Origin of the sequence: Streptomyces sp. NPDC002825 (assembly GCF_040295385.1) — a bacterium.
In the GTDB taxonomy this organism is placed as follows: Bacteria; Actinomycetota; Actinomycetes; order Streptomycetales; family Streptomycetaceae; genus Streptomyces.
Window position 1 is genome coordinate 61,549 of record NZ_JBEOVH010000001.1, and the last position, 21,213, is coordinate 82,761.

The following is a 21,213-nucleotide window of genomic DNA, read 5'->3' on the forward strand; positions in this document are numbered from 1 at the left end:
GTACGAAAGGACTGACGACCAGCAATGGCCGACGAAAACACCCCGACCGGGACCACCGAAGAAGAGCCGGTGCTGCGGATCGAGCCCGTCGGGCTCGAGACCGAGATGCAGCGCTCGTACCTCGACTACGCGATGTCCGTCATCGTGTCCCGCGCGCTGCCCGACGTCCGGGACGGCCTCAAGCCCGTCCACCGGCGCGTGCTGTACGCGATGTACGACGGCGGCTACCGGCCCGAGAAGGGCTTCTACAAGTGCGCCCGCGTCGTCGGTGACGTCATGGGTACGTACCACCCGCACGGCGACACCTCGATCTACGACGCGCTCGTCCGCCTCGCCCAGCCCTGGTCGATGCGCCTGCCGCTCGTCGACTCCAACGGCAACTTCGGCTCCCCGGGCAACGACCCGGCCGCCGCCATGCGCTACACCGAGTGCAAGATGGCGCCGCTGTCGATGGAGATGGTCCGGGACATCGACGAGGAGACCGTCGACTTCCAGGACAACTACGACGGCCGCAACCAGGAGCCGACGGTCCTTCCGGCCCGGTTCCCGAACCTGCTCGTCAACGGCTCCGCCGGCATCGCCGTCGGCATGGCCACCAACATCCCGCCGCACAACCTCCGCGAGGTCGCGGACGGCGCGCAGTGGTACCTGGCCCATCCCGAGGCGTCCCACGAGGAGCTCCTCGACGCGCTCATCGAGCGCATCAAGGGCCCCGACTTCCCGACCGGCGCGCTCGTCGTCGGCCGCAAGGGCATCGAGGAGGCGTACCGCACCGGCCGTGGCTCCATCACGATGCGCGCGGTCGTCGAGGTCGAGGAGATCCAGAACCGCCAGTGCCTGGTGGTCACGGAGCTTCCGTACCAGACCAACCCGGACAACCTCGCGCAGAAGATCGCCGACCTGGTCAAGGACGGCAAGATCGGCGGCATCGCCGACGTGCGCGACGAGACCTCCTCGCGCACCGGCCAGCGCCTGGTCATCGTGCTCAAGCGCGACGCCGTCGCCAAGGTCGTCCTCAACAACCTGTACAAGCACACCGACCTGCAGACGAACTTCGGCGCGAACATGCTGGCGCTCGTCGACGGCGTGCCGCGCACCCTCTCGCTCGACGCGTTCATCCGCCACTGGGTGACGCACCAGATCGAGGTCATCGTCCGCCGGACCCGCTTCCGGCTGCGCAAGGCCGAGGAGCGCGCCCACATCCTGCGCGGTCTGCTCAAGGCCCTCGACGCGATCGACGAGGTCATCGCCCTCATCCGCCGCAGCGACACGGTCGAGGTCGCCCGCACGGGCCTGATGGACCTGCTGACCATCGACGAGATCCAGGCCAACGCGATCCTGGAGATGCAGCTCCGCCGGCTCGCCGCCCTGGAGCGCCAGAAGATCGTCGCCGAACACGACGAGCTCCAGGCGAAGATCAACGAGTACAACGCGATCCTGGCCTCGCCGGAGAAGCAGCGGGCGATCGTCAGCGAGGAGCTGGCCGCGCTCGTCGAGAAGTTCGGCGACGACCGCCGCTCCAAGCTGGTGCCCTTCGACGGTGACATGTCCATCGAGGACCTGATCGCCGAGGAGGACATCGTCGTCACCATCACGCGTGGCGGCTATGTGAAGCGCACCAAGACCGAGGACTACCGCTCGCAGAAGCGCGGCGGCAAGGGCGTGCGCGGCACGAAGCTGAAGCAGGACGACATCGTCGACCACTTCTTCGTCTCGACGACCCACCACTGGCTGCTGTTCTTCACGAACAAGGGCCGGGTCTACCGGGCCAAGGCGTACGAGCTGCCGGACGCCGGCCGGGACGCGCGCGGTCAGCACGTGGCCAACCTGCTGGCCTTCCAGCCGGACGAGCAGATCGCCCAGATCCTGGCGATCCGCGACTACGAGGCCGCGCCGTACCTGGTGCTCGCCACCAAGGCCGGCCTGGTGAAGAAGACCGCGCTGAAGGACTACGACTCGCCGCGCTCCGGCGGTGTCATCGCGATCAACCTCCGGGAGACCGCGGACGGCAGCGACGACGAGCTGATCGGCGCCGAGCTGGTCTCCGCCGAGGACGACCTGCTGCTCGTCTCCAAGAAGGCGCAGTCGATCCGCTTCACCGCCACGGACGACGCGCTGCGTCCGATGGGACGTGCCACCTCGGGCGTCAAGGGGATGAGTTTCCGCGAGGACGACGAGCTGCTCTCGATGAATGTCGTCCGGCCCGGTACGTTCGTCTTCACCGCGACCGACGGCGGGTACGCGAAGCGCACCCCCGTCGACGAGTACCGCGTCCAGGGCCGTGGCGGCCTCGGTATCAAGGCCGCCAAGATCGTGGAGGACCGCGGCTCGCTCGTGGGCGCGCTGGTGGTGGAGGAGACCGACGAGATCCTCGCCATCACGCTGTCCGGCGGTGTGATTCGTACGCGAGTCAACGAAGTCAGGGAGACCGGCCGTGACACCATGGGCGTCCAGCTGATCAACCTGGGCAAGCGCGATGCCGTCGTCGGCATCGCACGGAACGCCGAGGCGGGCAGCGAGGACGAGGATCTCGACGACGCCGAGGGCGTGGTCGAGTCGGTCGAGGCCGACGCCGAGGCGGCCGGGGGCACGGAGCCCTCGGCCGGGGAGCACGAGGAGTAAGAGCGTGAGTGGAGCCACGGGCGCCGGATCGGCGGCTGCCGGAGCTTCTGCTGGTGCTGGAGCGAACGGCGCCCGTGGCCCCGCCACGGACTCCCAGGGGGTTGCGGTGACGGACACTCGGGGGCAGCAGCCCTCGTACGAGACGTACAACGGGCCGCTGCCCGGCGAGCGCCCCCAGGGGCAGCCGAGCGGGCCCTACCACCCGCCGCAGGCGTACGGCACGCCTGCGGGCGGTACGCCGACGGGCGGTACGCAGGGCGGGCAGACCGGCGCGGTGCGCCGGCCGCGCACCGGCGCGCGTACGACGCCCAGGACGCGCAAGGCGCGTCTGCGGGTGGCCAAGGCCGATCCGTGGTCGGTGATGAAGGTGAGCTTCCTGCTCTCCATCGCGCTGGGCATCTGCACGGTCGTGGCCGCGGCGGTGCTGTGGATGGTCATGGACGCCATGGGCGTCTTCTCGACGGTCGGCGGCACGATCAGCGAGGCCACGGGCTCGAACGAGTCCAACGGCTTCGACCTGCAGTCCTTCCTGTCGCTGCCGCGGGTCCTGATGTTCACCTCGGTGATCGCCGTGATCGACGTGGTCCTGATGACCGCGCTGGCGACGCTGGGCGCCTTCATCTACAACCTGTCGGCGGGCTTTGTGGGCGGTGTCGAGCTGACGCTGGCCGAGGACGAGTGATCTGCGAGGGGGCCGGTCGGTTACCGATTTTGGGACTGGCCCCCACGTGCGCTAATGTTCAGGAGTCAGCGCGGCGGGGACAAACCGCAAAGCGCGGCGGGGCTATAGCTCAGTTGGTTAGAGCGCATCCCTGATAAGGATGAGGCCACAGGTTCAAATCCTGTTAGCCCCACAGTGCAGATCGACCCGGATGGTTCCTCCATCCGGGTCGATCTTTTTGTGCGGGGTTTGAAGCGGGGGTGCGAAGCCCGTACAGGTCACCGATCGGTATCGGTCGATGTGTAGAGTGGGCGTCAGAAGTCTCCTACGTCAACGAAAGACGAGGTCGCGCGGTGAAGAAGCTTCTCCTGGTCGCACTGGCCGCCATCGGCGGGCTCCTCGTGTACCGCCAGATCCAGGCGGATCGCGCCGAGCAGGATCTGTGGACGGAGGCGACCGACTCCGTGCCCGCAGGTTCCGGTGTCTGAGAGACACACATTCTGTGGGTGAGGCCCCGGCAGCGCATGAGCGCCGCCGGGGTTTCGCTGTTCCAGGACGGTGGCACGGGCTCCCTTGAGTTCGCCAGCGCAAATCATTGGCTTGCTAAAGCAAAGCTGGTGGCCGGGCCACGCGCGCGGGGAGGCCCCCGCGGAGCAGGATGAATCCACCGCGCGGGCGGACACCGGAGGTGCGGGCCGGGCAGGATGGACCGGCACCACGGCCGTCGCGGTGGGCGGCGGGGCGCGCGCCGGGGTGCCGATCGCCCCGGGCGGGCGCGACGGCGGGGCGGGAACGAACGGGAGAGACGCGTGAGCACGCAGGCCGGCAGGCGGACCGGGACGGGCCGGAGGGCGGGAGCCCTGATCGCGGCGGCCGCGGCCGTGGGCGCGGTGACGGCACTGCCCGTCCAGGCCCGGGCGGACAGCGCCGTCGAAGGGGCCGTGGTCCCCCCGTACGCCTTCGACGGCTCGGCCCAGCGGATCCAGGGCGCCGCCTCCAGCCTCGACGCGAAGACCCTGAAGCCGGGGCAGACGTACCGGGACACCGTCAGGAGGGACGGCAAGCTCTACTACCGGGTCGACCTCGACGCCAGGCTGAGCTCGTACGTCTCCGTGGTCGCCGTGCCGAAGCCCGGCGGGAAGGTCGAGTACGGCGACGGCTTCAAGGTGAGCATGCAGGACGGCTCCGGCGCCGAATGCAGCTACCAGCAGGTCGACTTCGGGTCCGCCGACTACCCGCGGCCCCTCGCCGGGTACGCCCGCCGGATCGTCGACGCCGACAGCTCCACCTGCCAGCAGGCGGGCGCCTTCTACGTGCTCGTCGAGCGCTCCTCGAAGGCCACCTCCACGCCGGACGACTGGGAACTCGAGATCCGGCACCTGTCCGAACCGCCGCTGAAGAAGGCCGGGCCCACCGAGCTCCCGTCCGCCTGGCCCTCCGCCACGCCCGCGCCGCCCACGGGCGGCCCCAGGCCCCGGCAGGGCGGCTCGGGCATCCACGACGCCGCCTCGCTGACCCAGGGCGAGTGGCGCTCCGACATCCGGCCCGGCCAGACGCTCTTCTACCGGGTGCCCGTCGACTGGGGGCAGCAGCTCTACACCACCGCCGAGCTCGGCAGCAGCTCCACCGCCGACACGTACGTCTCCAACGCCCTGGTGCTCTCCCTGGAGAACCCGGCGCTCGGCCACGTCGACGAGGAGACCGTCACCTACGACGGGAAGCCCGCGACGGTGAGGCTCGGCCCGCAGCGGCCGGTCGCGCACGAGAACCGCACCTCGTACGACGACGCCACCAACGGCATGCGGTTCGCGGGCTGGTACTACCTGTCGGCCACCCTCAACCCGGAGGTCGCCAAGGACTACGGCGACAAGCCGGTGCCGCTGACGCTGCGGGTGAACGTCATGAACAAGGCCGTGTCCGGTCCCGGGTACGACGGGGACCCCGGGCCGTTCGCCGTGACCGCCGACGACAAGGAGGCGGCCGCGAGCGGGTCCAGCGGCGCGCAGGTCGAGCAGGCCGCCGAGCGGAGCGGTTCCATGCGGATCGTCGCCGCGGCCGGGATCGGCACCGGGACCGTCCTGCTGCTCGGGCTCGGCGCGTGGATCCTGCTGGCCCGGCGGACCGCCCAGAACCCCTGAGGGCTCAGATCTGCGTCAGGGCCCAGAAACCGACCGCCAGCGACACCAGCGCGAGCAGCAGCACCGGGACCGTCACCTTCGGGGACGGTCCCGGTCGACGTACCGGGGCGAGCGGCGCGGGCGCCGTGTGCGGGGCGGGAGCCTGATCGGGTCGAGCGGTGTACGGATGAGTGGCAGCTTGTCCGTACGGCGCCGCGGCGGGGGACGCCTGCTCGAAGGCGGGGGCCGGGTGCGTGACCGGCGGAGGCAGGTGGAAGCTGCCCGTCTCGGAGGGGCTCGGGACCGGCGGAGGCGCGGGAGCGGGGACCGGGGCCTGGAGCGGGGCCTGGAGCGGGGCCTGGACCGGGGCCTGGACCGGCGACGGCGCGGGGACCTGGGCGGTCGGCTGGTACGCCTGCTGCTGCGGTGCGGGGTGCTCCGGGGCCGCCGGAGCGGCGGGGGTGTGAGGAGCGGCTGCCCGAGCGGCGGGCGCCGGAGCGGCCGGCGTCGGAGTGGCGGCCGGGTGAGCGGCGGGCGTCGGAGTGGCGGGCGTCGGGCCCTCGGGGCCGAAGCCCGGCGGCAGCGGGCCGAGGTGGTCGAAGATCTCCACCGGCTCCTCGCCGGCCCCCGTCTCGGGCAGCATCTCGACGGCCGCGCCCAGCGCCTTGCGCGCCCCCGTGGCCGTCCGGAACCGGGCCTGCGGATCGGGCTGCAGCAGGCCCGCGAGCACCTGCCACAGAGGCTCGGGAATGCCCTCAGGGGCCCCCGGGGTGCCGTGCGCGAGGAAATGCTCGACCAGGGCCTGCGAGTCCGGCTTGCGGCCCTGCAGCAGATAGAGCGCGACCAGCCCGACGGCGAACAGGTCGGCGGTGAAGTCCGGCTCGGCGCCCAGGAGCTGCTCCGGCGCGAAGTAACCGGGCGTCCCCACCACGTAGTTGGTCTCCGTGAGGCGGGGTTCGCCCTTGCGCATGGAGATCCCGAAGTCGGACAGCCGCAGATGCGGCCGCCCGGTGCCGGTGACCTCCATGAGGATGTTGGCGGGCTTGATGTCACGGTGCACGACCCCCTCCGCGTGCACCGTGGCCAGACCCGACAGCAGCTGGTCGAGCAGCGTGCAGACGAAGCGGGGCGGCAGCGGACCGTAGTCCCCGATGACGTGGGCCAGCGAGCCGCCGGCCACCAGGTCCATCGTGAAGAGGACCTTGTCGTCGTCGGCGGCCCAGCTGGCCGGGGCGAGGACGTGCGGATGATCGATCCGCAGCGCCTGCTCACGGACGAAGCGGAGCAGCGTGTGCGCGTCGCTCTGCAGAAGCACCTTGGCCGCCACGTAGCGGCGGCGCCGGTGGTCCCAGGCGCGCCACACCGCGCCCGCCCCGCCGCGTCCGATCGGGTCGATCAGCTCGTACCGACCAGCGAAGACCTCACCCATCGCGCTGCGCCCGCTCCCCGTCTGCGTCGTCTCCGCGGTGCCGACCGGCTGCCGGCCCGCGTCAGTTCTGGTGCGACTCGTAGTGGGCGACCGCGTCCGCGGTGCGCCCGGCGCCGTACACCCGGAGGAACTCTGCCAGTTCCGGGTGGGCCGGGGCGAGCGAGTCGGCGGCGTCGATGATGTCGCCGGCGGCCGCCACGGAACGCAGCAGCGACTGGATCTCGCGGACCACACGGCGCACGGTCGGCGCGCCGGATCCGGTGGTCGTCTGGCTCGTGCCGGTGAGGACGGAGCCGCCCTGCGACTTCTTGATCTCGTCCATGCGGTCGGTGGCCTCGGCGGCGCTGACGCTGCCGTCGGCGACCTGGACGGCGAGCTCCTGGAGGGCCTGGACGCGCTGGACGACGGCCGGGTTGCCGATCTTGGCCCGCTGGCCGCTCATCAGCTGGGACAGCATGGGCGCGGAGAGCCCGAGCACGGCCGCGAGCCTGGCCTGATTGAGCCCGAGATCGTCGATCAGGCGACGGAAGAGCGCCCCCAGCGGCTCTCCGTACCAACTGCGCTGAAGCTCTCTGGCTCTTGCCGTGGCTTCCTGCTGCGCTGCGTCCATTACTTACTCCCCATCCCTTAGGTTCGCCACTGCGAACCTCGGTCAGCATCTTACGGAGAGTGGTCGCCGACCGGGAGTCCCAATCCTTTTGCCGGACATGGGGGGTGACCCGGTACGCTGTCCTCGTTCCGGGGCCTTAGCTCAGTTGGTAGAGCGCTGTCTTTGCATGGCAGATGTCAGGGGTTCGACTCCCCTAGGCTCCACTCGGACAGACCCCCCTGACCTGCGGATGCGCAGGACAGGGGGGTTTTTCGCGTTCCGTGCGGGGCGCGCGGGCGGGGGTACGGGCCGGGTGCGGGCGCCGTGGCGCTGGGTGACCGGGGGCGGCGCTGGTCCGTCCGGGTGGTGTTCATCGGAAGAACTGCGCGGCGGCGGCGTCGGTCCACGGAAATCGGGACCGCATCCACATCATGAGAAAAGTACGTAAAGCGCGCAACCCGAAATGAACCATCCGAGAACGTCACGAAAGTGAGGGGCCATGGCCACCGCCAAGGTCAAGCAGTTCTGGACCGCCTTCATCTCCGTCCTCTTCGCCCTGCTCGCCTCCGTCGGCCTGGCGAACACCGCCGCCGCGGCCGGTCAGCCCGCCGTCCAGCAGCCCGAGGAGCCGGCCGCGCCCGCCGCCGCCCGCGCCGTCACCGCGGGGGAGCGCGCACTCGCCTCCGTACCGGCACAGCGGACGCATCGGTGGCCGCTCGTCGGTGACCGCTCCCTGCCGCCCACCATCAAGCAGCGCATCGCCGCCGAGGCCCACGGTTCCTCGCCCTCCGCGCGCCGGCGCTCCTCGTCGACGCCCGGCACCGAGAGCGACCCGGCCGCGCTGACGGACCTGGCGCTCGCCGCCGCGGCGGCGTAGGGCGCGGGGAGACGAGACGTACTCCCCACGCCCCACACGCAGGACCTCGGCGGCCGTGACAGGGCCGCAGCAGAACACAGCGAGAACCCCGGCAGGGCCTGGCAGGAACCGGTGGAACAACCCGGCGGAACCCCGACAGGACCGGCAGGACCCCAGCAGGACCCGGCAGGACCAAGCAGGACCTCAGCAGGACCCCAGCAGGACCCGGCAGGACCCCAGCAGGACCCGGTAGGACCAAGCAGGACCTCAGCAGGACCCCAGTAGGACCCGGTAGGACCAAGCAGGACCTCAGCAGGACCCCAGTAGGACCCGCGCAAGACGCCAGCAGGACCAAGCAGGAACCCAGCAGGACCAAGCAGAACCCCAGCAGGACCCGGCAGGACCCGGCAGAGCCAGGTTCCGCGGTCGGTCAGCGGCGTTCGTCGCGGTCGGCGGCTGCGGCATCGGCATCCGCTTCGGTCTCCTCCGCATGGGCAGCACCACTACCGTCGACGGACGACAGCGGTGAGCCCTCGTCCATCTCGGTGGGAGCGGGAGGTTCGACCAGCCAGTCGGGATTGGCCTGCCTGTCCCACCACTTCCAGGCGGCGAACGCGCCGCCGAGCAGTACGCCGAGGACGACGAGTCCCTTGGCGAGGCGTCCGGCCCTGGCCCGACGCTCGTGCTTCTTCACGATCTTCCGGATTTCCTTCGGCGTCACCTGACCGCGCAGCGCGGCCCAGGCGGCAGTGGAACGCGACCCCGCCTCCTCGAGGACGGGACCGGTCGCGGCGACCGCGCTCTCGACGCGCGGAACGGTGTAGTCGGCCGCCTGACGGGCGGCCCGGCGGGTCTTGACCGCCGCACGGTGTGCGGCCGCGTCGACCCGCGGCGGTACGTGCGGTGCGACATACGAGTCGTACTGCGCGCGAGCCTGCGTACGGGCCGCGGACGCGGCCTTCGAGACCTTCGGCGCGAGCACCACCCGCGCCTCGTGTGCGTAGTGCGCGGCCTGGTCCTTGGCCGTGCCGGCGTACGGCGCCACCACTTCCGCGGCGTGCAGGACGCTCTCCTTCGCCGAACCTGTCGCGGCGCGCACGCTGTCCATGCGGGTCACGGGATTCCTCCTCCTCGGTGGCGATGTCGGTTTTTCACCTTTCCATCCTTTTCGGCATCATGCCCGCCGGAGCGGCGTCCGGCATGTGGGGCTGGCATCCGGGGCATGCGAGGATCGGACACGCCAGAGACAGACGTGACATGACGCGACACGACGCGACACGACGTGGGACGGAAGGCGACCGTGGCCGAGCAGCTGTACGCGATCCTCAAGACGAGCCTGGGCGACATCGAGGTGCGGCTGATGCCGTTCCACGCCCCGAAGACGGTCCGGAACTTCGTCGAGCTCGCCTCGGGCGAGCGTGAGTGGACGCACCCCGCCACCGGCACGGTCTCCTCGGACCCGCTCTACGACGGAACGGTCTTCCACCGGGTCATCAAGGGCTTCATGATCCAGGGCGGCGACCCGCTGGGGAACGGCACGGGCGGCCCCGGCTACGAGTTCGCCGACGAGTTCCACCCGGAGCTCTTCTTCGACCGCCCCTACCTGCTGGCCATGGCCAACGCGGGCCCGGGCACCAACGGCTCGCAGTTCTTCGTCACCGTCGGCCCGGCGACGTGGCTGAACCGCAAGCACACCATCTTCGGCGAGGTCGTCGACAAGGAGAGCCGGAAGGTCGTGGACGCGATCGCGACCACCCCGACCGACGCCCACACCGAGCGTCCGCTCCAGGACGTCGTCGTCGAGTCCGTGGTGATCGAGAAGCGCTGAGGCGGAAGGGACGGAACCCGCCATGGACACGCAGCCCGGTCTGCTGCGCTGCTACCGCCATCCGGAGGCCGAGACCGGCATCCGCTGCGCCCGCTGCGACAGGCCCATCTGCACGCAGTGCATGATCTCCGCGTCCGTCGGTTTCCAGTGCCCGGAGTGCGTACGCGGCGGCTCCGGCACCGGCCACTCCGCCGGTGCCAACCAGCCCCGGACGCTTGCGGGCGGCCGGGTGGCGGCGGACGGGCGCCTCGTCACCAAGATCCTCATGGCGATCAACCTGGCGCTGTTCATCGCCGTCCAGGTGGTGGGCGAGCGGCTCCTCGACGACCTCGCCCTGATCGGCGGCGCCAACCTTCCGAGCGGTGAGCTCGTCGGGGTCGCGGACGGCGAGTGGTACCGGCTGCTGACCTCCGCCTTCCTCCATCAGGAGATCACGCACTTCCTCTTCAACATGCTGGGCCTGTGGATGATCGGCGGGATCGTCGAGCCCGAACTGGGGCGGATCCGGTACACGGCGCTCTGCCTGCTCTCCGGGCTCTCCGGCTCCGCGCTCGCCTATCTGCTCTCCCCGCAGAACCAGTTCTCGCTCGGCGCTTCGGGCATCGTCTACGGCCTGCTCGGCGCCTGGATCGTGCTGGCCCGCCGCAGGCGGCAGGACATGCGTCCCGCGCTTCTGTTCGTGGCGCTGAACCTGCTCATCACGTTCACCCGTCCGGGGATCTCCTGGCAGGCGCACATCGGCGGTCTGGTGGCCGGCGTCCTGCTGACGTACGCGATGGTGCACGCGCCCCGGGCCCGGCGGGACCTCGTGCAGTACGGGGCCTGTGCCCTGGTGCTCCTGATCGACCTGGGGATCGTGCTCGCCCGATCGGCTGCGCTCACCTGAGCGCGGGGGCCTGTGGAAGAGCTCTTCTGTGAGCTTTCCCCAGAGTTATCCACAGTGCGTGGCGAATCTCGCCCCCACTATGGGGAAAGACCGCGCCCCTCGCCTCTGACCTGGTGTTTCTCCAGGGAGGCGAGGGGCGTCGCACGTTCTGCCGAGGGTGATTCCGGTCATACCGCCGTCAACCTCGTGCGAGTTATCCACAGATCTTCGTAAGTTATCCAGTGCTGTGCACAACGCTGTGGATAAGCTCGGGGGAGAGCTTGACGAGGGGCCGACGGAAGCGCTAGCCGGCTACTTCCACTGCGTGGAGACGCCGAAGCCGGCCGCGATGAAGCCGAAGCCCACCACGATGTTCCAGTTCCGGATCGACTCGACCGGCATGGAGCCGTCGGTGACGTAGAAGACCACGATCCACACCAGACCGATGGCGAACAGCGCCAGCATCACCGGCGCCACCCAGCTGCGATTGGTCAGCTTGATGTTGGTGGCCTGCTTGGCGGGCGGAGGCGTGAAGTCGGCCTTCTTGCGGATCCGTGACTTCGGCACGAGGGACTCTCCTGTCGATGCGCTGCGTGACCGCGCAGGGAACTGTGGCTGGCGCCGGGATGTGACGAAGGAGGACGACTGCGTCCCCCAGGCGTCCGTTAGCGTAGTGGTTCCGCGGCACCGAAGGGGATCAGGGTACGTTGAGCAATTCCGCCGACACTCCCGAAGGGCCGGGCCGCACCACGAGGTGGCGCCCCGTCCGAGTGCTCACCCTTGCCGTCTTCGCCCTGGCCGGACTGATCTTCGTCACGAGCTTCAACACCGCCAAGGGCACCAACATCCGCACGGACGCCTCCCTCCTCAGGCTCTCCGACCTGATCGAGGAACGCAGCCACAAGAACGCCGGCCTCGACGAGTCCACCGCCGCCCTCCGCGGCCAGGTCGACTCGCTCGCCGCCCGCGACGACGGCTCCACGCGCGCGCAGGACGAGAAACTCGACGCGCTCGAAGCGAAGGCGGGGACCACCGAGGTCTCCGGCTCCGGCCTCACCGTCACCCTCAACGACGCCCCGCCCGACGCCCAGGCCGCCCCCGGCTACCCCGAACCGCAGGCCAACGACCTGGTCATCCACCAGCAGGACCTCCAGGCCGTCGTCAACGCCCTGTGGCAGGGCGGAGCCGAAGGCATCCGGGTCATGGACCAGCGGCTCATCTCCACCAGCGCCGTGCGCTGCGTCGGCAACACCCTGATCCTCCAGGGCCGCGTCTACTCCCCGCCGTACAAGATCACCGCCGTCGGCGACCAGGGCAGGCTGACCAAGGCGCTGGCCGCCTCCCCCGCGCTCCAGAACTACCAGCTGTACGTCAAGGCGTACGGGCTCGGCTGGAAAGTGGACGAGCACAGGACGGTGACTCTTCCCGGGTACTCGGGCACAGTGGACCTCCACTACGCGAAGCCGGCGAGCTGACAGCGGGAGGGCCGCTTGCGTCTCCTCGTGAGGACCCTCAGCGAGCTGTGCGTCACCACCGGCGCACTCATCGTCCTCTTCGTCGCCTACCTCCTGTACTGGACCGGTGTCCAGGCCGATAGAGCCGGCGCCGCCCAGATCGACACCCTCCAGCGCGCATGGGCCGACACCCCCGTCGCCGCCGCACCCGCGCGCGTACCGCCGCCGTACGTCACCGGCAAGGGCATCGCCGTGATGTACGTCCCCCGGCTCGGCCGCGACTGGAAATGGCCCGTCCTCGAAGGCACCGGCCCCGACGTCCTGAAGAAGGGCCTCGGGCACTACCCCCGCACCGCCCCGCTCGGCGGCACCGGGAACTTCGCCGTCGCCGGCCACCGCCGCACCCACGGCGACCCCTTCAAGGACTTCCCGCGCCTGCGCCCCGGCGACGCGGTCGTCCTCACCGACGGCACGACCTGGTTCACCTACCGCATCGACCGCGGCCCGTACCGGACCGTCCCCGACGACACCGCCGTCGTCGACCCCGTCCCCAGGAAGTCCGGCTTCGACGGACCGGGCCGCTACCTCACCCTCACCACCTGCGACCCCGAGTGGGGCAGCAGCCACCGGCTGATCGTCTGGGCACACCTCGACGCCACCCGCCCCGTGACCGACGGCCGTCCACAGGCTTTGGACAGCTGACCCCTCACGGCCCCCTCGCCCCGTACTCTGGTCCCCGTAACGAACGGAAGGGGCGGTCCACGTCATGTACGGCTGGATCTGGCGGCATCTGCCGGGCAACGCGTGGGTACGCGCGCTGATCTCGATCGTGCTGGTCCTCGCGGTCGTCTATGTCCTCTTCCAGTACGTGTTCCCCTGGGCGGAGCCTCTGCTTCCGTTCAACGATGTGACGGTGGACGGCCAGTGAGCGCGCGAATTCTCGTCGTCGACAACTACGACAGCTTCGTCTTCAACCTCGTTCAGTACCTCTACCAGCTCGGCGCCGAGTGCGAAGTCCTCCGCAACGACGAGGTCGAGCTGAGCCACGCCCAGGACGGCTTCGACGGCGTCCTGCTGTCCCCTGGGCCCGGCGCGCCCGAACAGGCCGGGGTCTGCATCGACATGGTCCGGCACTGCGCCGACACCGGCGTGCCCGTCTTCGGCGTCTGCCTCGGCATGCAGTCGATGGCCGTGGCGTACGGCGGCGTCGTCGACCGCGCGCCCGAGCTGCTGCACGGCAAGACCTCGCTCGTCACGCACGAGGGCCGGGGCGTCTTCGCCGGTCTTCCCTCGCCGTTCACCGCGACCCGCTACCACTCGCTGGCCGCCGAGCCCGCCACCGTGCCCGCCGAGCTGGAGGTCACGGCACGGACCGAGGACGGCATCATCATGGGCCTGCGCCACCGCGAACTCCCCGTCGAGGGCGTGCAGTTCCACCCCGAGTCCGTCCTCACCGAGCACGGGCACCTGATGCTCGCCAACTGGCTGGAGCAGTGCGGCGACAAGGGGGCGGTCGGCCGGTCGGCGGGTCTCGCTCCGGTGGTGGGCAAGGCCGTCGCGTGACGACGGGCTCGCCGTGGTTCCGGGCGACGAACCGGCCGGGACCGGAGCCGGAAAGGGAGCCGATACCCGGGGATCCGTACGCGCAGGCCGAGCCGTACGCGCCGACGGAGGCGTACGCACCGGCGGAACCGAACGTCGCGGCGGAGCAGTACGCACCGGCGGAACCGAACGTACCGGCCGAGACCTTTGCGCCGGCCGAGCAGTACGCACCAGCCGAACAGCACGCACCGGCCGAGCAGTACGCGCCGGCCGAGCAGTACGGGGCCGGTGCCGGGTACGTACCCGCGGAGCAGCCGTACGCCGCCGCGCAGGCCTATGCGCCGCCGGCCGAGCAGTACGCACCCACCGAGCAGTACGCACGGCCCGAGCCCTACGCCCCCGAAGCCCCCTACGAGCCCTCGTACGGGGCGTACGAGGCGGAGGAGGCACCGGCGGCCCCCAGGGACGAGACGATGCCCCTGCGGGCCCTGGAAGACCCCTCCAAGGCCCCTTCCGAAGCTCCTTCCGAGCCGGGGCCGGGCCCGGGGCGTGCCGAGCGCCGTCGGGCCGCCAAGGGCGGCCGTGGCCGAAACCGGGGCGTCGCCGCCCCCTCGACCCCGGCACCGGGCGCCGCCGAAGGGCGGCCCCTCTCCCGGGTGGAGGCCCGGCGCGCCGCCCGCGCGGCCAAGGAGAGCGTCGGCGTCGTCGCCAGCCGGGTCGTCGGAGAACTCTTCATCACCCTCGGCGTCGTCATGCTCCTCTTCGTCACCTACCAGCTGTGGTGGACGAACGTGCTCGCCGGCCAGGAGACCGACAAGGCCAAGGAGCAGATCGAGGACACCTGGTCCCACGGCGGCGACGACGACAAGCCCGAGGCCTTCGAGCCCGGCAAGGGCTTCGCCATCATGTACATCCCCAAGCTGGACGTCGTCGTCCCCATCGCCGAGGGCATCAGCAAGACCAAGGTCCTCGACAAGGGCATGGTCGGCCACTACGGCGAGGGCAAGCTCAAGACGGCCATGCCGGCCGACAAGCAGGGCAACTTCGCGGTGGCCGGCCACCGCAACACACACGGCGAACCGTTCCGGTACATCAACCAGTTGAAGCCCGGGGACCCGATCGTCGTCGAGACCAAGAGCGCGTACTACACGTACGAGATGGCCAGCATCCTGCCGCAGACCTCGCCCTCCAACGTCTCCGTGATCGACCCCGTGCCGAAGCAGTCCGGCTTCAAGGGCCCCGGCCGGTACATCACACTGACCACCTGCACGCCGGAGTTCACCAGCACGTACCGCATGATCGTGTGGGGCAAGCTGGTCGAGGAACGCCCGCGCAGCAAGGGAAAGCCGCAAGCGCTCGTAGGCTGAGACCCCACACCTCCGGACGGGACGACGGGACGACCTAGTGGCACGCGCGCGCAACCGGATCGCCGGCATCATCAGCCTCTTCGGCGAACTCCTCATCACTGCGGGCCTGGTGCTCGGCCTCTTCGTCGTCTACTCGCTGTGGTGGACGAACGTCCTCGCCGACCGCGCCGCCGACAAGGACGGCGCCCAGGTCCGCGACCAGTGGGCGGACCAGGGCCCCGGGGCGCTCGACACCAAGGACGGCATCGGCTTCCTCCACGTACCCGCCATGAAGAACGGCGAGGTCCTGGTGAAGCAGGGCACCGGCACCGACGTCCTCAACCACGGCGTCGCCGGCTACTACACCGACCCGATCAAGTCCGGTCTGCCGCAGGACAAGCAGGGCAACTTCACGCTCGCCGCGCACCGGGACGGGCACGGCGCCAAGTTCCACAACATCCACAAGTTGAAGACCGGGGACGCGATCGTCTTCGAGACGAAGGACACCTGGTACGTCTACAAGGTCTACAAGACCCTGCCCGAGACCACGAAGTACAACGTGGAGGTCCTCCAGCCCGTCCCGAAGGAGTCAGGCAGGACCAAGCCCGGCCGCTACATCACGCTGACCACCTGCACCCCGATGTACACCTCGGACTACCGCTACATCGTCTGGGGCGAACTGGAACGCACGGAGAAGGTCGACAGCGACCGCACCCCGCCGGCGGAGCTGCGCTGACCTTCGGGCAGCAGCTGGTCTTCGGACGACGGGAGAGCCCCGGCATCCGTCCTGGATGCCGGGGCTCTCCTCTGTGCGTATCGGGCGTGAGGGCGTCAGCCGAAGAAGCCGCCGCCGCCGGGGTTCCCGTTGTTGTTGTCCCCGCCGCCCATCGTGAAGACGGTGACGGTGTCACCCGGGTTGGCCATCTGGCCCGCCGCCGGGCTCGAGTTGATCACCACGGCGTCCTCCTTGTCGGAGCCCGCCTGCACCACCACCAGGCCGAGGCCCTCCAGCTGCGCCTTGACGTCCTTGTACTTCTTCCCGGCGATGTCCGCGGGGATCTGGACCTGGGTCTGCTGCGGGCCCTTGGAGACCTTCAGCGTGATCTGGACGTCCTTCGGCTGGTTCGACGGACCCTGCGGGGTCTGGTCGACGACCGTGCCCGCGGGCTCGGTCGAGTCGACGTCCTCCTTGCTCACGCTCGTGAAGCCGAGGGAGTTCAGCTGCTGGACGGCCTGGTCGTAGGTCCGGCCCTTGACGCTGGGAAGCTCCGACAGCTGCTTCTTCGCGACCGTGATCGTGATCTCGGAGTTCTGCTCGGCCTTGGTGCCGCCCTCCGGGTTCTGCCGCAGGACCGTGCCCGGCTCCTCCTCGGACTCCTCCTGCTCGACCTTGACCTTGAAGCCCTTGTCCTTGAGGGTCTGCTCGGCCCGCTCCTGGGACTGCTCCATGACGTCCGGGACCTCGACGAGCGGGGAGCCCTCGGAGACGAACACCTGGATCGTGCCGTCGGTCTCCATCGTCGCGGTGCCGTCCGCGGCCGGGTCCTGACGGCAGATGGTGTCCTTGGGCTGGTCGCAGCGCTCGGTGCCGGCCTGCTGGACCTTCACCTGGGCGTTCTTCGCGCGGTCCTGCGCCGCGGCCATGGTCTGGCCGACCAGCTGCGGGACCGTGACCTTCTGCGGCCCGTCCTTCTTGTCGAAGATCGAGACACCGATGAAGATCGCGCCGACGAGCACGAGGACGCCCGCCAGGGCCAGCAGGATCGTCGAGGTGTTCGACTTCTTCTGGCCACCGCCGCGACGGCGGTCCGGACGGTCGTCGTAGCCGTAGCCGCCGTCGTCCGGGTTGACCGGCGGCAGCATCGACGTCTGGCCGGCCGGGTCGGCTTGGCGCAGCGCGGTGGTCGGCTGGTCCTCCGGCGGATAGCCGCCGTAGCCCCCGCCGTACCCGGGCGCGCCCCCCATCCCCATCGCGAGGGCGGCCGCGACCGGCTGACCGTCGAGGCAGGCCTCGATGTCCGCGCGCATCTCGTCGGCGGACTGGTAGCGGTAGTCGGGGTCCTTGACCAGCGCCTTCAGGACGATGGCGTCCATCTCGGGCGTGATCTCGGGGTCGAAGTTGCTCGGCGGCTGCGGCTCCTCGCGGACGTGCTGGTACGCGACCGCGACCGGGGAGTCGCCGATGAACGGCGGCCGCACGGTGAGCAGCTCGTAGAGCAGGCAGCCGGTGGAGTACAGGTCGGAGCGGGCGTCGACCTGCTCGCCCTTGGCCTGCTCGGGGGAGAGGTACTGGGCGGTGCCGATCACCGCGGCGGTCTGCGTCATGGTCATGCCCGCGTCGCCCATGGCGCGCGCGATGCCGAAGTCCATGACCTTGACCTGGCCGGTGCGCGTCAGCATGACGTTCGCCGGCTTGATGTCACGGTGCACGATGCCGGCGCGGTGCGAGTACTCCAGCGCCTGGAGGATGCCGACCGTCATCTCGAGCGTGCGCTCGGGCAGCAGCTTGCGCCCGGAGTGAAGCAGCTCACGAAGGGTCGACCCGTCGACGTACTCCATCACGATGTACGGGATGGAGACCTGGTCGACGTAGTCCTCGCCGGTGTCGTAGACCGCGACGATCGCCGGATGGTTCAGCGAGGCGGCGGACTGTGCCTCACGGCGGAACCGGGCCTGGAAGGACGGGTCACGGGCCAGGTCGGCCCGCAGCGTCTTCACGGCGACGGTGCGGCCGAGCCGGGTGTCCTGGGCGAGGTACACCTCGGCCATGCCACCACGGCCGAGCACCGGGCCCAGCTCGTACCGGCCGCCGAGGCGACGCGGCTCTTCCATAGCTAATCCAGCCCTCTCCGTCTGTCCCGACCGCACCCATGGGTGGTCCGGCGGTGTGTGCTGTTCGCGCATACGCTACCGGCCCCGGGAAGGCGTTCCGCCCGGGGCCGGTAGCTGATACCTGACCGGTACCTGGCTCGTACGGGGTCCGGGGGGTCAGCCCCGGGTCTTCAGGACCGCCTTCATCACGGCCTTCGCGATCGGGGCGGCGAGGCCGCCACCGGTGATGTCCTCACGGTCGGTGCCGGCCGAGTCCTCGACGACGACGGCGACCGCGACCGGGGAGCCCTCGGAGGTCTTCGCGTACGAGATGAACCAGGCGTAAGGACGCTTGGCGTTCTTCTCGCCGTGCTGGGCCGTACCCGTCTTGCCGCCGACCGTCACGCCGTCCATGTTCAGGTCGGCGTTGCCGCCGGTGCCGTTGGCGACGACGCTCTCCATCATCTGCTGGAGCTTCTGGGCGGTCTCCGGCGAGACCGGCCGGCTCAACTCCTCCGGCTCGTTCTGCTTGATGATGTCGAGGTTCGGGGCCGCCAGCTGGTCGATCATGTACGGCTTCATCAGCTTGCCGTCGTTGGCGATCGCCGCCGTGACCATCGCCATCTGGAGCGGGGTGGTGGCGGTGTTGTACTGGCCGATTGACGAGAGCGCGTTGCCGCCGCGGTCGGCCTTCTTGTCGAACACGGAGGCGGAGGAGCGGACCGGGGTGAACTGCTCGGCGTTGAAGCCGAACTTCTCCGCCATCTCGGTCATCTTCTCGACACCGACGTCGTCGCCGAGCTTCGCGAAGACCGAGTTGCACGAGATGTCGAGGGCGTGCTTGAGGCTGGCGTTGGCACAGCCCCTGGCGTGGTTGATCATCGGCTTGGTGGAGAGCGGGATCTTCCAGCCCTCGGGGGTGTCGGTCGGCGCGTTGATGTCGGTGATCTTGCCGTTCTCCAGCGCCGCGGCGGCGGTGACGACCTTGAAGACGGAGCCGGGCGGGTAGATCTCTCGGATCGCGCGGTTCAGCTTCGGCTTGTTCTTGTCCTTCTCCAGCGCGACCCAGGCCTTCTCGTCCTTGCCGGAGTAGCCGGCGAAGGTGGACGGGTCGTACGAGGGAGTGGACGCCATCGCGAGGATCTTGCCGGTCTTCGGCTCGATCGCGACGACGGCGCCGGTCTTGTCGCCGAGACCCTCGAAGGCGGCCTTCTGCGCGGCGCCGCTGAGGGTGGTGACGACGTCGCCGCCCTTCTTCTTCTCGCCGGTGAACATGGCGAGGGTGCGGTCGAAGAAGAGCCGGTCGTCGTTGCCGGTGAGGATGCCGTCCTCGATCTTCTCGATCTGGTTGGCGTCGTAGGCCTGCGAGGCGTACCCGGTGACCGGGGCCCACATGGGGCCGTCCACATAGGTCCGCTTGAACTTGTAGAACTTGTCGCCCGAGTCGACGGAGCCCGTGATCGGCTTGCCGTCGACGACGATGTTGCCGCGCTCGTTCGAGTACCGCTCGATCTGGACGCGCCGGTTCTTCGGGTGAGCGTTCAGTTCGTCGGCGCGGACGAGCTGGAGCCAGTTGTCCCGCAGGAGCAGGGCGAGGACCAGCAGGCCGCAGAAGATCGCGACCCGCCGCAGCGGCTTGTTCACGGACGGACCACCTGGGTCATCTCGGCGTCGGGGTTCGGGGCGGGGGCGGGTGCGGGGCGGCGCGCGGTGTCGCTGATCCGGATGAGGATGCCGATCAGGGCCCAGTTGGCGATCACGGAGGATCCGCCGTACGCCAGGAACGGCATGGTCATACCGGTGAGCGGGATGAGGCCCATCACACCGCCGGCGACGACGAAGATCTGGAGCGCGAAGGCACCGGACAGACCCATCGCGAGCAGCTTGCCGAAGGGGTCACGGGCGGCGAGCGAGGTGCGCACACCGCGTTCGACGATCAGGCCGTAGAAGAGCAGGAAGACCATGACGCCGGTGAGACCGAGCTCCTCGCCGACGGTGGCGAAGATGAAGTCGGAGTTGGCGGCGAAGCCGACCAGGTCGGAGTTGCCCTGGCCGAGGCCGGTGCCGAGGATGCCGCCGGAGCCGAAGGACATCAGCACCTGCGTCATCTGGTCGCAGGCCATGGCCATGTTCGAGCCCTCGGGCGCCGTCTTCAGGCACTCGAAGGGGTCGAGCCACGCGGCGACACGGGACTGCACGTGACTCGCCGTGGAACCGACGACGACCGCGCCCGCGGTGGACATCAGCAGACCCATCACGACCCAGCTGGTCCGCTCCGTCGCCACGTACAGCATGATCACGAACATGCCGAAGAACAGCAGCGACGTACCGAGGTCGTTCTCGAAGACCAGGATGAGAAGGCTGATCGCCCAGATCGTCAGGATCGGGCCCAGGTCACGGCCGCGCGGCAGGTAGAGCCCCATGAACCGGCGGCTGGCCAGCGCGAGCGCGTCTCTCTTCACCATCAGATAGCCGGAGAAGAACACGGCGAGGACCAGCTTGGCGAACTCGCCGGGCTGGATGGAGAAGCCGCCGACGTTGATCCAGATCTTGGCGCCGAAGACGTCCGCGCCGAGGCCCGGTACGAGCGGCAGCAGCAGCAGGACCAGGGCCGCGACCATGGAGATGTACGTGTAGCGCTGGAGGACGCGGTGGTCCTTGAGCAGCAGAAGCACGCCCACGAACATGGCGACGCCGATCGCCGAGTACATCATCTGGTTCGGCGCGTCCGGGCTGAACGTCTTGTACCGGGCGATGATGCGCGGCGACTGGTCGAGACGCCAGATCAGCACCAGGCCCAGGCCGTTGAGCAGGGTCGCGAGCGGCAGCAGCAGCGGGTCCGCGTACGGGGCCCACTTCCGCACCACCAGGTGCGCGACGCCCGCGAGCAGCGCCAGGCCGAGGCCGTACCCGGCCATGCCCGCGGGGACCTTGCCGTCGATGGCCAGGCCCACGTTGAGGTACGCGAACACCGGGATGACGACGGCGAACGCGAGCAGCGCCAGCTCGGTGTTGCGGCGGCTCGGCGCCTCGATCGCGCCGATGGTGGTCGTGTTGGTGACAACGCTCATGGTGGTGAAAGGCCCCCTACGG

General features: G+C 69.8%; 20 protein-coding genes and 2 tRNA genes. 15 read left to right on the plus strand and 7 right to left on the minus strand.

Annotated elements, in window-relative coordinates; translation table 11 throughout:
- Positions 1 to 24: 24 nt before the first annotated feature.
- The 5 genes from gyrA to ABT041_RS00310 all read left to right on the plus strand — a co-directional run bounded on the left by gyrA (position 25) and on the right by ABT041_RS00310 (position 5,421).
- The gene (gene gyrA / locus ABT041_RS00290; protein ID WP_351176514.1) at positions 25 to 2,622 is read left to right on the plus strand and encodes a DNA gyrase subunit A; all 2,598 of its coding nucleotides are present in this window, start codon (positions 25 to 27) and stop codon (positions 2,620 to 2,622) included.
- 106 nt (positions 2,623 to 2,728) lie between these two features.
- Positions 2,729 to 3,304 carry a DUF3566 domain-containing protein gene (locus tag ABT041_RS00295; protein ID WP_351176517.1) on the plus strand — a complete coding sequence of 192 codons (576 nt, stop codon included), beginning with the start codon at positions 2,729 to 2,731 and terminating at the stop codon, positions 3,302 to 3,304.
- Between the two features lie 98 nt (positions 3,305 to 3,402).
- Positions 3,403 to 3,476: transfer RNA gene (locus ABT041_RS00300), tRNA-Ile, on the plus strand.
- Between the two features lie 160 nt (positions 3,477 to 3,636).
- Entirely contained in the window at positions 3,637 to 3,771 is a 135-nt protein-coding gene (locus ABT041_RS00305; protein ID WP_003958712.1) for a DLW-39 family protein, read from the plus strand.
- 321 nt (positions 3,772 to 4,092) lie between these two features.
- Entirely contained in the window at positions 4,093 to 5,421 is a 1,329-nt protein-coding gene (locus ABT041_RS00310; RefSeq protein ID WP_351176520.1) for a hypothetical protein, read from the plus strand.
- A 4-nt stretch (positions 5,422 to 5,425) separates the two neighbouring features.
- Here ABT041_RS00310 and ABT041_RS00315 read toward each other — a convergent pair whose 3' ends face one another.
- Both ABT041_RS00315 and ABT041_RS00320 read right to left on the minus strand, forming a co-directional pair.
- On the minus strand, positions 5,426 to 6,829 hold the full coding sequence (locus tag ABT041_RS00315; protein ID WP_351176523.1) for a serine/threonine-protein kinase: 1,404 nt from the start codon (positions 6,827 to 6,829) through the stop codon (positions 5,426 to 5,428).
- A 61-nt stretch (positions 6,830 to 6,890) separates the two neighbouring features.
- On the minus strand, positions 6,891 to 7,439 hold the full coding sequence (locus ABT041_RS00320; protein ID WP_351176526.1) for a helix-turn-helix domain-containing protein: 549 nt from the start codon (positions 7,437 to 7,439) through the stop codon (positions 6,891 to 6,893).
- A 130-nt stretch (positions 7,440 to 7,569) separates the two neighbouring features.
- Here ABT041_RS00320 and ABT041_RS00325 point away from each other — a divergent pair.
- Positions 7,570 to 7,642: transfer RNA gene (locus ABT041_RS00325), tRNA-Ala, on the plus strand.
- 275 nt (positions 7,643 to 7,917) lie between these two features.
- Entirely contained in the window at positions 7,918 to 8,295 is a 378-nt protein-coding gene (locus ABT041_RS00330) for a DUF6344 domain-containing protein (protein WP_351176529.1), read from the plus strand.
- A 409-nt stretch (positions 8,296 to 8,704) separates the two neighbouring features.
- Here the strand turns inward: ABT041_RS00330 and ABT041_RS00335 are convergent, their stop codons facing one another.
- The gene (locus tag ABT041_RS00335; RefSeq protein WP_351176532.1) at positions 8,705 to 9,391 is read right to left on the minus strand and encodes a DUF5324 family protein; all 687 of its coding nucleotides are present in this window, start codon (positions 9,389 to 9,391) and stop codon (positions 8,705 to 8,707) included.
- A 183-nt stretch (positions 9,392 to 9,574) separates the two neighbouring features.
- Here ABT041_RS00335 and ABT041_RS00340 point away from each other — a divergent pair, with 183 nt between their 5' ends.
- Together ABT041_RS00340 and ABT041_RS00345 are read left to right on the plus strand one after the other, a co-directional pair.
- Positions 9,575 to 10,102, plus strand: a complete 528-nt coding sequence (locus ABT041_RS00340; protein WP_351176535.1) for a peptidylprolyl isomerase — start codon at positions 9,575 to 9,577, stop codon at positions 10,100 to 10,102.
- A gap of 22 nt (positions 10,103 to 10,124) precedes the next feature.
- The gene (locus ABT041_RS00345) at positions 10,125 to 10,988 is read left to right on the plus strand and encodes a rhomboid family intramembrane serine protease (RefSeq protein WP_351176538.1); all 864 of its coding nucleotides are present in this window, start codon (positions 10,125 to 10,127) and stop codon (positions 10,986 to 10,988) included.
- A 291-nt stretch (positions 10,989 to 11,279) separates the two neighbouring features.
- On the opposite strand, the gene crgA is transcribed toward ABT041_RS00345, so the two are convergent.
- Positions 11,280 to 11,534, minus strand: coding sequence for a cell division protein CrgA (gene crgA, locus ABT041_RS00350; protein ID WP_056565215.1), 255 nt, complete (start codon positions 11,532 to 11,534; stop codon positions 11,280 to 11,282).
- A gap of 140 nt (positions 11,535 to 11,674) precedes the next feature.
- Between crgA and ABT041_RS00355 the strand changes: the two genes are divergently transcribed.
- The 6 genes from ABT041_RS00355 (at position 11,675) to ABT041_RS00380 (ending at position 16,045) form a co-directional block, all read left to right on the plus strand.
- Entirely contained in the window at positions 11,675 to 12,442 is a 768-nt protein-coding gene (locus ABT041_RS00355; protein WP_351176541.1) for a DUF881 domain-containing protein, read from the plus strand.
- Between the two features lie 15 nt (positions 12,443 to 12,457).
- Positions 12,458 to 13,123: a class E sortase gene (locus tag ABT041_RS00360; RefSeq protein WP_351176544.1), complete on the plus strand. Its 666-nt coding sequence runs from the start codon at positions 12,458 to 12,460 to the stop codon at positions 13,121 to 13,123.
- A gap of 64 nt (positions 13,124 to 13,187) precedes the next feature.
- Positions 13,188 to 13,349 carry a hypothetical protein gene (locus ABT041_RS00365; RefSeq protein ID WP_015034837.1) on the plus strand — a complete coding sequence of 54 codons (162 nt, stop codon included), beginning with the start codon at positions 13,188 to 13,190 and terminating at the stop codon, positions 13,347 to 13,349.
- The gene (locus ABT041_RS00370; RefSeq protein ID WP_150504542.1) at positions 13,346 to 13,984 is read left to right on the plus strand and encodes an aminodeoxychorismate/anthranilate synthase component II; all 639 of its coding nucleotides are present in this window, start codon (positions 13,346 to 13,348) and stop codon (positions 13,982 to 13,984) included. Before ABT041_RS00365 ends, ABT041_RS00370 begins: the two co-directional genes overlap by 4 nt.
- The gene (locus ABT041_RS00375) at positions 13,981 to 15,330 is read left to right on the plus strand and encodes a class E sortase (protein ID WP_351176549.1); all 1,350 of its coding nucleotides are present in this window, start codon (positions 13,981 to 13,983) and stop codon (positions 15,328 to 15,330) included. Before ABT041_RS00370 ends, ABT041_RS00375 begins: the two co-directional genes overlap by 4 nt.
- A 37-nt stretch (positions 15,331 to 15,367) precedes the next feature.
- Entirely contained in the window at positions 15,368 to 16,045 is a 678-nt protein-coding gene (locus ABT041_RS00380) for a class E sortase (RefSeq protein ID WP_351176552.1), read from the plus strand.
- A 95-nt stretch (positions 16,046 to 16,140) separates the two neighbouring features.
- On the opposite strand, the gene pknB is transcribed toward ABT041_RS00380, so the two are convergent.
- From pknB to ABT041_RS00395, 3 genes are all read right to left on the minus strand, one after another.
- Positions 16,141 to 18,141 (minus strand): Stk1 family PASTA domain-containing Ser/Thr kinase, encoded by a 2,001-nt coding sequence (gene pknB / locus ABT041_RS00385; protein ID WP_351176555.1) that lies wholly within the window; start codon positions 18,139 to 18,141, stop codon positions 16,141 to 16,143.
- 156 nt (positions 18,142 to 18,297) lie between these two features.
- Positions 18,298 to 19,764, minus strand: coding sequence for a peptidoglycan D,D-transpeptidase FtsI family protein (locus tag ABT041_RS00390; protein WP_351176558.1), 1,467 nt, complete (start codon positions 19,762 to 19,764; stop codon positions 18,298 to 18,300).
- Positions 19,761 to 21,191, minus strand: a complete 1,431-nt coding sequence (locus ABT041_RS00395) for an FtsW/RodA/SpoVE family cell cycle protein (protein WP_351176561.1) — start codon at positions 21,189 to 21,191, stop codon at positions 19,761 to 19,763. Before ABT041_RS00395 ends, ABT041_RS00390 begins: the two co-directional genes overlap by 4 nt.
- Positions 21,192 to 21,213: the final 22 nt, after the last annotated feature.

Excerpts from the sequence above, each read along its gene's own strand:
- pknB (WP_351176555.1), bottom strand. The coding sequence starts at position 18,141 with ATGGAAGAGCCGCGTCGCCTCGGCGGCCGGTACGAGCTGGGCCCGGTG.
- ABT041_RS00365 (WP_015034837.1), top strand. The coding sequence starts at position 13,188 with ATGTACGGCTGGATCTGGCGGCATCTGCCGGGCAACGCGTGGGTACGC.
- ABT041_RS00345 (WP_351176538.1), top strand. The coding sequence starts at position 10,125 with ATGGACACGCAGCCCGGTCTGCTGCGCTGCTACCGCCATCCGGAGGCC.
- ABT041_RS00320 (WP_351176526.1), bottom strand. The coding sequence starts at position 7,439 with ATGGACGCAGCGCAGCAGGAAGCCACGGCAAGAGCCAGAGAGCTTCAG.
- ABT041_RS00395 (WP_351176561.1), bottom strand. The coding sequence starts at position 21,191 with ATGAGCGTTGTCACCAACACGACCACCATCGGCGCGATCGAGGCGCCG.
- ABT041_RS00315 (WP_351176523.1), bottom strand. The coding sequence starts at position 6,829 with ATGGGTGAGGTCTTCGCTGGTCGGTACGAGCTGATCGACCCGATCGGA.
- gyrA (WP_351176514.1), top strand. The coding sequence starts at position 25 with ATGGCCGACGAAAACACCCCGACCGGGACCACCGAAGAAGAGCCGGTG.
- ABT041_RS00330 (WP_351176529.1), top strand. The coding sequence starts at position 7,918 with ATGGCCACCGCCAAGGTCAAGCAGTTCTGGACCGCCTTCATCTCCGTC.